The 9,128-nt window shown below is 40.9% G+C and carries 9 protein-coding genes, 12 tRNA genes and 1 rRNA gene; 4 read left to right on the forward strand and 18 right to left on the reverse strand.

Annotated features, from left to right (window positions below; translation table 11 throughout):
- The first annotated feature begins 177 nt into the window (after positions 1-177).
- Entirely contained in the window at positions 178-1,266 is a 1,089-nt protein-coding gene (locus CBF27_RS13695) for an ATP-binding cassette domain-containing protein (RefSeq protein ID WP_126815268.1), read from the forward strand.
- 137 nt (positions 1,267-1,403) lie between these two features.
- Here CBF27_RS13695 and aac(6') read toward each other — a convergent pair whose 3' ends face one another.
- The 4 genes from aac(6') to CBF27_RS13710 all read right to left on the reverse strand — a co-directional run bounded on the left by aac(6') (position 1,404) and on the right by CBF27_RS13710 (position 2,721).
- Positions 1,404-1,700 (reverse strand): aminoglycoside 6'-N-acetyltransferase, encoded by a 297-nt coding sequence (gene aac(6') / locus CBF27_RS13700; protein ID WP_211334675.1) that lies wholly within the window; start codon positions 1,698-1,700, stop codon positions 1,404-1,406.
- Between the two features lie 15 nt (positions 1,701-1,715).
- On the reverse strand, positions 1,716-1,844 hold the full coding sequence (locus CBF27_RS14515; RefSeq protein WP_281273710.1) for a hypothetical protein: 129 nt from the start codon (positions 1,842-1,844) through the stop codon (positions 1,716-1,718).
- A 135-nt stretch (positions 1,845-1,979) separates the two neighbouring features.
- Entirely contained in the window at positions 1,980-2,282 is a 303-nt protein-coding gene (locus CBF27_RS13705) for a GNAT family N-acetyltransferase (RefSeq protein ID WP_342774796.1), read from the reverse strand.
- A gap of 124 nt (positions 2,283-2,406) precedes the next feature.
- Positions 2,407-2,721 (reverse strand): nucleoside triphosphate pyrophosphohydrolase family protein, encoded by a 315-nt coding sequence (locus CBF27_RS13710; RefSeq protein WP_126815272.1) that lies wholly within the window; start codon positions 2,719-2,721, stop codon positions 2,407-2,409.
- A 189-nt stretch (positions 2,722-2,910) separates the two neighbouring features.
- Between CBF27_RS13710 and CBF27_RS13715 the strand changes: the two genes are divergently transcribed.
- Complete coding sequence (locus CBF27_RS13715; RefSeq protein WP_126815274.1) at positions 2,911-3,738, forward strand: TIGR02452 family protein; 828 nt, start codon at positions 2,911-2,913, stop codon at positions 3,736-3,738.
- A gap of 178 nt (positions 3,739-3,916) precedes the next feature.
- Here the strand turns inward: CBF27_RS13715 and CBF27_RS13720 are convergent, their stop codons facing one another.
- Positions 3,917-4,831, reverse strand: a complete 915-nt coding sequence (locus CBF27_RS13720; protein WP_126815276.1) for a hypothetical protein — start codon at positions 4,829-4,831, stop codon at positions 3,917-3,919.
- A gap of 229 nt (positions 4,832-5,060) precedes the next feature.
- Positions 5,061-5,133, reverse strand: a tRNA-Val gene (locus CBF27_RS13725).
- Between the two features lie 255 nt (positions 5,134-5,388).
- Here CBF27_RS13725 and CBF27_RS13730 point away from each other — a divergent pair.
- Both CBF27_RS13730 and CBF27_RS13735 read left to right on the forward strand, forming a co-directional pair.
- Positions 5,389-6,774, forward strand: a complete 1,386-nt coding sequence (locus CBF27_RS13730) for an ISNCY family transposase (RefSeq protein WP_126815278.1) — start codon at positions 5,389-5,391, stop codon at positions 6,772-6,774.
- Between the two features lie 326 nt (positions 6,775-7,100).
- Positions 7,101-7,523, forward strand: coding sequence for a cupin domain-containing protein (locus tag CBF27_RS13735; protein WP_126815280.1), 423 nt, complete (start codon positions 7,101-7,103; stop codon positions 7,521-7,523).
- 457 nt (positions 7,524-7,980) lie between these two features.
- On the opposite strand, the gene CBF27_RS13740 is transcribed toward CBF27_RS13735, so the two are convergent.
- From CBF27_RS13740 to rrf, 12 genes are all read right to left on the reverse strand, one after another.
- Positions 7,981-8,064, reverse strand: a tRNA-Leu gene (locus tag CBF27_RS13740).
- 26 nt (positions 8,065-8,090) lie between these two features.
- Positions 8,091-8,161, reverse strand: a tRNA-Cys gene (locus tag CBF27_RS13745).
- Between the two features lie 5 nt (positions 8,162-8,166).
- A tRNA-Gln gene (locus tag CBF27_RS13750) sits at positions 8,167-8,238 on the reverse strand.
- 7 nt (positions 8,239-8,245) lie between these two features.
- A tRNA-His gene (locus CBF27_RS13755) sits at positions 8,246-8,318 on the reverse strand.
- Between the two features lie 19 nt (positions 8,319-8,337).
- Positions 8,338-8,408: transfer RNA gene (locus CBF27_RS13760), tRNA-Trp, on the reverse strand.
- Positions 8,409-8,413: 5 nt separating this feature from the next.
- A tRNA-Tyr gene (locus CBF27_RS13765) sits at positions 8,414-8,494 on the reverse strand.
- 6 nt (positions 8,495-8,500) lie between these two features.
- A tRNA-Phe gene (locus tag CBF27_RS13770) sits at positions 8,501-8,573 on the reverse strand.
- A 14-nt stretch (positions 8,574-8,587) separates the two neighbouring features.
- A tRNA-Asp gene (locus CBF27_RS13775) sits at positions 8,588-8,660 on the reverse strand.
- A gap of 39 nt (positions 8,661-8,699) precedes the next feature.
- Positions 8,700-8,771: transfer RNA gene (locus CBF27_RS13780), tRNA-Glu, on the reverse strand.
- Between the two features lie 20 nt (positions 8,772-8,791).
- Positions 8,792-8,881: transfer RNA gene (locus CBF27_RS13785), tRNA-Ser, on the reverse strand.
- A 31-nt stretch (positions 8,882-8,912) separates the two neighbouring features.
- Positions 8,913-8,986 (reverse strand) — tRNA-Asn (locus tag CBF27_RS13790).
- Positions 8,987-8,997: 11 nt separating this feature from the next.
- A 5S ribosomal RNA gene (gene rrf / locus CBF27_RS13795) occupies positions 8,998-9,113 on the reverse strand.
- Positions 9,114-9,128 lie beyond the last annotated feature (15 nt).

Consider the following 9,128-nt stretch of genomic DNA (forward strand, 5'->3'; position numbering starts at 1 on the left):
TTGATAGTGAGCCCGTCTGTGATACCGTCACGGAAACGATCCTGACTTTTTAAAGCTGGGAAGCTGATCGTGAAAACTCACAGACGGGGAGGCTCGCTGTCAAGGGCAATCGGATAACATGATAAAAGGAACGACACCTTATAAATTTTGTCAAAAAAGGGGTTGCCATACCATAAAATGAATGAAGCTACTGTAAGAATTGCTGAATCCAATCATTCATTTGTCTCAAAAACAACCAATTTGTTATCCGGCTTTAGTACATTTTTTATTTTTAATAATTTAAGTTATCTTGTAACAGAGCTGAAAAAAGAATTTTCTAATTTGGAACAAGCTAAAAATACTCAGACGTATTTTATGGCTAAAGTAGCAATTATAGGCGGACTAGGAAACGTTATTGGTCAAATAAGTTCCTATGCGCTCACGGGCTATCTTGCTTTATTAGGTCAAGTAACAATCGGAATGCTGACAACAACAGGTTCACTATCGTCAAGTGTTTTTAATACTGTCGGAAATTTAAGTCAATATATAGCAGCTATTAATAGTGTGGAACCTCTGATTGACAAAATAAATAATACTGCTGAAGTAGTTGACATTAATGAAGATGATTTTCAAAAGTTACCTCCAATAGTATCTGGTGTAAAATTTAATGATGTGGCATTTGGTTATAATGAAAATCAGCCTATTTTCAAGCATGTTGATTACACATTTGAATTAGGTAAAAAATACGCTATATCAGGGGATAGCGGCACAGGAAAATCAACTGTTTTAAACTTACTCATAAAAAATTTGAAACCCTCAAATGGGAGTATTAGCTTAAATAATACGAGTATAGAAGCAATCAAAACATCTGATTTGCTAAATCAGATAACCTATATCGAGCAAAAACCTTACGTTTTCAATGGTACTGTTAGAGAAAATATTAGTTTAGGAGACAACATAAGTGATCAGAAAATAAAAGAGGTCCTAAAATCTGTAGGATTGTCTAATTACGCTGACAAATTAAACTTAATTATTACTGAAAACGGTAATAATTTCTCAGGCGGACAAAAACAAAGATTAGCATTGGCAAGAGGTCTTGTTAGAGATAGTAAAATTATTTTATTAGATGAAAGTACCTCTAGCCTGGACGAAAAGACGGCTACCTCAATTGAAAAAGCTATTTTAAATCTACCAGATAAATTAGTTATTATGATATCTCATCACTTGAACGATGCCATCAGAAATGAGTTAGACGGCATTCTAAACTTAAATGATTTTGCTGTTTAACTATGTGCTTAATATAATCATATAGGCATTGATAAAACATTGTTAGTCAACGCTCTCTTTTAAATTTGATACTTTCCTATTAGTTTAAAAAAAGCGGCTGCAGAACAAAAATCTCACTGTTCCACAACCGCTTTTATTCAACTGATATCTTTGGTAAAGCAAATAATTTTTTGAACCTCTGAAAACCCCATTTTTTTATGAAAGATATATGAGGACACATTATCAAGCGAACAGTCACTGGCAAATTCCGTACAGCCTTTTTTCTTAGCCCAGTTTTCACAATATTGAAGCAGCTTACCTGCCAGTCCATTGCCTCTGAACGCACGGTCTACATAAATACCTTCCAAATAAGCAACCGGTGTCGTGTGTGTGCCTTCCACATAATCAACTCGCACAGAACAGTGTGCAAAACCAACCGGCTTGTGATTGTCCATTACCATAAAGAAGACTTACCTGTCATTCTTTAACAACATACTTATTTCCGAAGCCCACTCTTCAGTTGTCTGATGGGGCCACAACTGCTGAGCCAAAACAGCAAGTTCCTCTGCATGACGCTCATCTGCCTGAACAATCCTCATGATAGCTCCTCCTTTTCAATTTCCGCATCGCTTGCTATTTCTTCAGACACTGTCTCTCTACTTCCATTTTACACCGAACAACCCCCGGAATGCCAGATTATTGAGGGAATTTCTGACAGAGCCAGTTTTCTTGCTTCATTTCATACACACGATACGATACATGTCTGCTACTTTGCACGACGCAACATTTTCAACAGCACACTGTACCACAAAGCGTGGTGCGCAGATTTGATGAAAAATTATCCCGATGCATGCTTGCAGCCTTTCAGTGGCATAACCTTGTCCCTGAAAAGGTTCTTTTATGACATAAGCCACCTCTAAAACAGCTTCTCCCATGATTTCCTCCAGCAATACGCCGTCCATCCCTATTGTCCGCGAGGTTTTTCTATCGTTGAGCAGCCAGCAGCTGTGTCCGTATGCTTGATACTGATCGTTTATTCACTAAACCCAGTTCATAATGCCCGTATCGGAAAGTATCTTTCCCCAGCCTTTAAGCATCATGTGTGATTGACTGAAATGTCAGCCGCATTGAGTGAAAAGCCATCTCGCAGTATCCTCCATTCTAGTGGTCGGCCTCGTCTGAGAGGCGCGACATGAATTCATAGCGTTTTTCATACTGCCGTTTGCGGTTGATTGCGATTTTCCGTTCGATTTCTTTCCCCAAATCTACCCCTGTCAGCTCAGCCAATCCTAACAAATAAATCGCCACATCAGCCAACTCCTCACCAAGCTGCCCGTCATGTTTCAAAAAGGATTCATACGCTTCATTAATTTCCCCGTAAAGTAGTAAGAATTCTCGTTCCAAATTGGTTGTATTGAACCCTTTCGCTTTTTTATTTGCCACAATTTCCGCTTGAAGCGTCTTTATTTCGCGCATTGAATTATCCTCCCTTATCATCCCATCATGTCTTCAACTAATATTTTCTCATAATCCGACAGAAAAAACAGCTCAAAAAAAGACCTGCTCGTCCTTTATCCCACAAATATGTTAGGATAGATGTGATAAGAGGCTCGTTTTTTCACCCGAATATGATGACCATTACACACAGAAAGGAGACATGTCATTATGGGACACCGTACTAGAAAAGACATTGCCGCAGAGACATTAACGATTTTGGAAAACGGTGAATACACCGTCCAAGGCAAAACAATTTCTCTCAAACAACAACTGGCACGCTCCCTTGACAACAGCCGGTTCATTCCCGCTGAAGAACAGCTGACAAGCCGCAACAACGACTTTCAGACACGTTATACTTTTGCAAACGAATCAACTGTTGATGCCATATTCCGCTTAGCACACAATCATACTGAGAACATCGGCGTCTTGAATTTTGCCAGTGCAGTCGACCCCGGAGGCAATTTTTTCACTGGTGCCGTCGCACAAGAAGAAGCTCTGGCAATCGCCAGCAACCTTTACCAAACACAACTTGCCCATCAAGCGTACTATCAAATCAATCGCCGCAATCCATCATTGATATATACCGACAATGCGATTTACTCCCCGGATACCGTCTTTTTTCGCGAAGACACATTAGCTCTGACAGACCAGCCGGTAACGGCTTCTGTTTTGACCATTCCTGCTGTCAATCTCAGACAAGCAGCCGCTGTTGGTGAAGACACAAGCGCAGCCGAACACATCATGGCACGCCGGATGGGTAGAATTTTGGCCATCTTCCATCACACTGGGGATGACACTCTGATTTTAGGCGCTTTTGGCTGCGGTGTGTTTGGAAACGACCCGCAAACAATTGCTGATATCTGGTACAAGCTGCTGACCGGAGACTTTAAACAGCAATTCCGCCACGTTCATTTTGCTGTACTTGACCACAGCATCAGCGGAAAATCAGCTGGTATCTTTAAAACCTTAACAAATGCATTGTCAGCAAACAGTTAAGAGAAACAGTGATTGAACACTCAACCGGCATCTCCTTAAAATTTGAACTCCTTCACAAATTTTGCAAGCGAATAACAAAAAGCAGTGCCGCTTCATAATTTTTCTGAAGCGACACTAGCTTTTCCGCTGCAAACTTTAACTGCGATGTTGAATGATACCAATAATCATAGACTCTAGCTTATTGATATTTCGATAAAATCCGTTGCCACTCCTGCTGTGCGGCATTGTCTTCGGATACCCTGAAATTATTTCCGCCATTTGAACCGGAACTAAAATTCCCCTCATCATCTGCTACTTGAAATCCATCAGAATACGCTCCCGTACTGTTCATTTCATAAACCACGCCGTTATCACACAACATATATTTGACTATTGGTTTGCTGTTATCGGCAACATTAGCAAAGCCCTCGGCTAAACTGCCGTTCTGACTGTTCACTTCATCAGTCCTTCCAGTTGTCCCGTAGACTGAGTAATAAAAAATCACACCACCTAATGCATGAATCGAATAATAATCGAACCCTGGCCTGCCGTCAGGGTGCTGCTGTTGAACAAGAATCGGACCATCCGCTGTTGGAGCATACCAATCACCAATTCCGCTTGCCCCATGACCAAAATAGTCACTGTTGACCGCCATCCCACCAATCTCCGCCCTGCCTGATGCCCAATTTAAAAACTCCTCAGTCATCACGGCTTGTTCATCAACAGTATATTGTCTCACCACAAAATGATTCAGATCTTGTTGGGAAGAATCACGCTGACTGGCTTCCTGCGAGATACTTTCATCATCAGCTGAACTGGTAGAAGAAACTACCTGCTCCGAGCTGACAACCGCTTGCTGACTAGCAGCAAGCCCCGAGCTTTCCTGACTGCTGCTTAAATTTTGACTATCATCATTCTGCATGTAAAAAAACCAGTAACCAGTTCCCAGAAAAACAGCAATCAACAACAGAAAACTGAAAAAAAGCTTCAATCTGCGGCTTCTTCGGGCTGCCAGAAAAGCTTCTCGCCATTTAGGATCATCTTGCCTTTCTTCCAAAAATTCGTACGTATGATAAGTGTCTGTTTTTTTAACATAATATGTGCGTTTGCTCATTTAGCTTCCTCTCCCTTTAACTGTATTATACCAAAGAAGCAGTCAATCGCTTAGGATATGCTGATAGTCAAACCAAACAGCTATAAGCACGTTAAAAAATAATCAGCAAGTTGGCTGAATATATAAAATTGTAGCCTTTTACCTTAAATGCCGACATTTTCAAAAACGGTAATATGATAGTGAATATAAAAAAAGAGCCAAACACTTGATACACAAGTGTTTGGCTTAGTGGTCCCTACTGGGCTCGAACCAGCGACCCCTACCTTGTCGAGGTAGTGCTCTCCCAACTGAGCTAAGGAACCTATTTATAAAAACATCCCGTCTCCTCAATCTTAAACAGCCAAAGTATAACTTTCATCTGGAATAAAACAACACTATCGCCATCAAAGATAAGAAGCACTACAACTTCACATTCTATATGAAATAACTAATTTTGTCAATCGTATTTTCAAAATTAATTGATATTTATCATTCGAAAGTGATAATGTCCTAAGTAGGTCGAAAGACAAAATGTCCCAAAATGATAAACTAGTCATATGAAAAGGATACTACTAACAATGAATGAAACCAAAAAATATAAAGTGATTAAAGCTGTGGCCGAAAAAAAGAAACAAAAAGTCAGGGCCAGCATTGAGCTAAACTTATCAATAAGACAGATCAATCGATTAGTGAAAGCATATAAAGAGAAAGGGAAAATAGCCTTTGCACATAAAAACAGAGGCATCAAACATAAGAATGCTGTACCTGATCACGTCAAACAACAAATCATCACGATTTATCAACAGTTTAAAGTGCGCCCTAACGTCAAGCACTTTACTGAAATATTGCGGGAAGAGTATGACATTTCATATTCAGACACAACCATCCGTCACATTTTATATCAGGAAAAAATCCTGTCGCCAAAATCTCAACGAAAAACCCGGAAAAGAATCCAGAAATTGATCCGTCAAGAAGCAGGCAAAACAAAGCAACCCGAACAGAACCTCCTGGTTCCCTTAGCAGAAGATCAGCTGGAGTTACCAGAGAAAGTGCATCCCAGTCGACCAAGAATGAAATACAAAGGAGAGTTGATTCAGATGGATGCCAGTTCATACAATTGGTTTGGGAATGAGGTGACTCATCTTCACCTAGCCATTGATGATGCCTCAGGGAATATCGTTGGAGCTTATTTTGATACACAAGAATCTTTGAAAGGGTATTATCATGTACTCAATCAGATTCTAACAAATCAAGGGATTCCACTCGCTTTTCTAACAGACAAACGCACCGTTTTTGAGTATAAAAAAAAGCAGACAAACGCTGTGGAAGAGGATACCTTGACACAGTTTGGTTTTGCGTGTCATCAATTAGGAATTGAACTTAAAACTTCGTCTATTCCTCAAGCGAAAGGCCGTATAGAGCGTTTAAACGGCACGGTACAATCCAGACTTCCCATTGAACTTGAACTGGCTGGGATCAATTGTATAGATGAAGCCAACAAGTTTTTACGCCAGTGGCTTTTGAAGTTCAATCGACAGTTTGGCAATAAAACAAGCGAAGCGATCTATGAAAAATCACCGACTAAATCGGAAATCAATTTATTATTAGCGCGTGTGGCCCATCGTCAAGTGGATAGCGGCCATCATATTAGATATCAAAATAATTTCTATCTTCCTACGGAAGGCAGCGACGATAAGTATTTCACGAGACGGACTAAAGCCTTAATTATTGAAGCATTTAATGGTGATATTTATGTCAATATAGCAGAAAAAATTTATACCACAAGGAGATTAGACTCACATGAACGCTATTCAGAAGAATTTGATACGATGCCAGAAACAAAAAAAGAAAGACGCAAGTATATTCCTCCACAGTCACATCCATGGAAACTTGAATCTTTCAAAAGATACCTTCGACGTATTGACCGTACAATCGAAGACTATGAGGCTGAAAAAACAGCCTAAAATAAAATCATCTTATTTTACCAATAACGGTCATAGTAGTGCAAGTTTTACGCAGTAAAGCTTGCGCTAATATGAGCCCACATTTTGGGACATTTTCATTTTCGATTGACATCGTATTTTCAAAATTACTTGATATTATTTATTTGTTTTCTAATTTTCACATCAAAAACAATTTCTTTCAGTCGTGCTCTCTCTACACGATATTGTCAGTCCTCATCACACCTTATTCTATTCGAGAACAATAATCGTTGTCGTGTAAGGCATTTACCTTTCTTTATATCGAAATAAAGCTTACCATTAAGTTAACAAATAAGGAGGTTTTTAAAATGAACTTTGATTTTTCTGATCGTGGAAAAAAACCTGTTGTAGAAGACATCGAAGGCATGACACTCGCAAATGAAAATTTTCGAACAACCATTTGGACTGGCTCAAAATTACAAGTGACCGTCATGACAATCCAACCAGGCGATGACATTGGCTTAGAAATCCATCACGGCATTGATCAATTTTTAAGAATTGAACAAGGCAGCGGCATCTGTAAAATGGGCCCTACTGCTGATGATTTGAATTTCGAATCCCCTGTTAAAGCTGACGATGCCATCTTTGTTCCCGCAGATACTTGGCATAACGTAGAAAATACTGGAACAGAACCGCTAAAACTGTACACTATCTATGCTGGCCCAGATCATGTCCCTGGTACAGTCCATGAAACACATGACGATGCCAGAAATGATCCAAATGAACAATAACCTTGTAAGACATGGAGTCATGATGATTCCATGTCTTTTTTGCTTTATATTACCTTTTCTAGACATAATTATTGCTGGGACTGATAGAGCATTCCACCCCTTAAACTCATAAATTAGCTCCTCTTGCCGTATCGCTATTGTGCAGATAGACCTGATACGTAAAAACTGATAAAAAAACAGTATGCGATTAATAAAAATACAGAAACAATTGTATCTGACTGCGTACTTTACAATAGCATATGTTTTTAATAATAAGATGACTAAAACCTTCATCCGTTGTTAGTTTCTGCAATTCTCTGTCAAATTGACTGCGGTCCCATAGATTATAGCGCCACGTATCTTCATTCATAGCTATTTTTATTTTATGAGCCAAGTGTAGTCAAATGGGTAGTCATTCAGATACATAACAAGACAAAAAGAAAAACACCAACGTCTAAAAACGTTGATGTTTAGCTGATACCGGCGGCCGGGGTCGAACCGGCACGCCCTCGCGGGCACTGGATTTTGAGTCCAGCGCGTCTGCCAATTCCGCCACGCCGGCTAAATATAATCTAAACTTTTAAGTAAAGGCGGTAACCGGATTTGAACCGGTGATGAAGGTTTTGCAGACCTCTGCCTTACCACTTGGCTATACCGCCACAAACTGGGGTAGCTGGATTCGAACCAACGAATGACGGAGTCAAAGTCCGTTGCCTTACCGCTTGGCTATACCCCAATAAGAGGGCGACTGATGGGAATCGAACCCACGAATGCCGGAGCCACAATCCGGTGCGTTAACCACTTCGCCACAATCGCCATAATAAAATTGGTACCACAGGGGTAGTAGGAATCGAACCCACGCTGACGGTTTTGGAGACCGTAGTTCTACCGCTAAACTATACCCCTAAGTATGGAGGGGGGCAGATTCGAACTGCCGAACCCGAAGGAGCGGATTTACAGTCCGCCGCGTTTAGCCACTTCGCTACCCCTCCGAAAAGTGGCGCAGGACAGAATCGAACTGCCGACACACGGAGCTTCAATCCGTTGCTCTACCAACTGAGCTACTGCGCCATTTTAAAAGTCAACGGTTCCGACGGGATTTGAACCCGCGATCTCCTGCGTGACAGGCAGGCATGTTAACCCCTACACCACGGAACCAGAATTCTAAGTGAAAGTTGAGATATCACAAACTTTCAATGACCCGTACGGGATTCGAACCCGTGTTACCGCCGTGAAAGGGCGGTGTCTTAACCGCTTGACCAACGGGCCGGAAATGATAAAAATAACGACGGAGAGTAAGGGATTTGAACCCTTGAGACAGTTATTACCGCCTACATGATTTCCAATCATGCTCCTTCGGCCAACTCGGACAACTCTCCAGATTCCAATTCCTACTTCTCTTTAGGAAAACTCCGGCAGTAGGACTCGAACCTACGACATCATGATTAACAGTCATGCGCTACTACCAACTGAGCTATGCCGGATAAACACAAAAGCGTGGCAGCGTCCTACTCTCACAAAGGGAAACCCTTCACTACCCTCGGCGCTAAGAAGCTTAACTGCTGTGTTCGGCATGGTTACAGGTGTATCCTTCCTGCCATCGCCACCACACTTTGTGTCTGTCTT

The sequence above is a fragment of the Vagococcus acidifermentans genome (assembly GCF_003987655.1).
Classification (GTDB): domain Bacteria; phylum Bacillota; class Bacilli; order Lactobacillales; family Vagococcaceae; genus Vagococcus_B; species Vagococcus_B acidifermentans.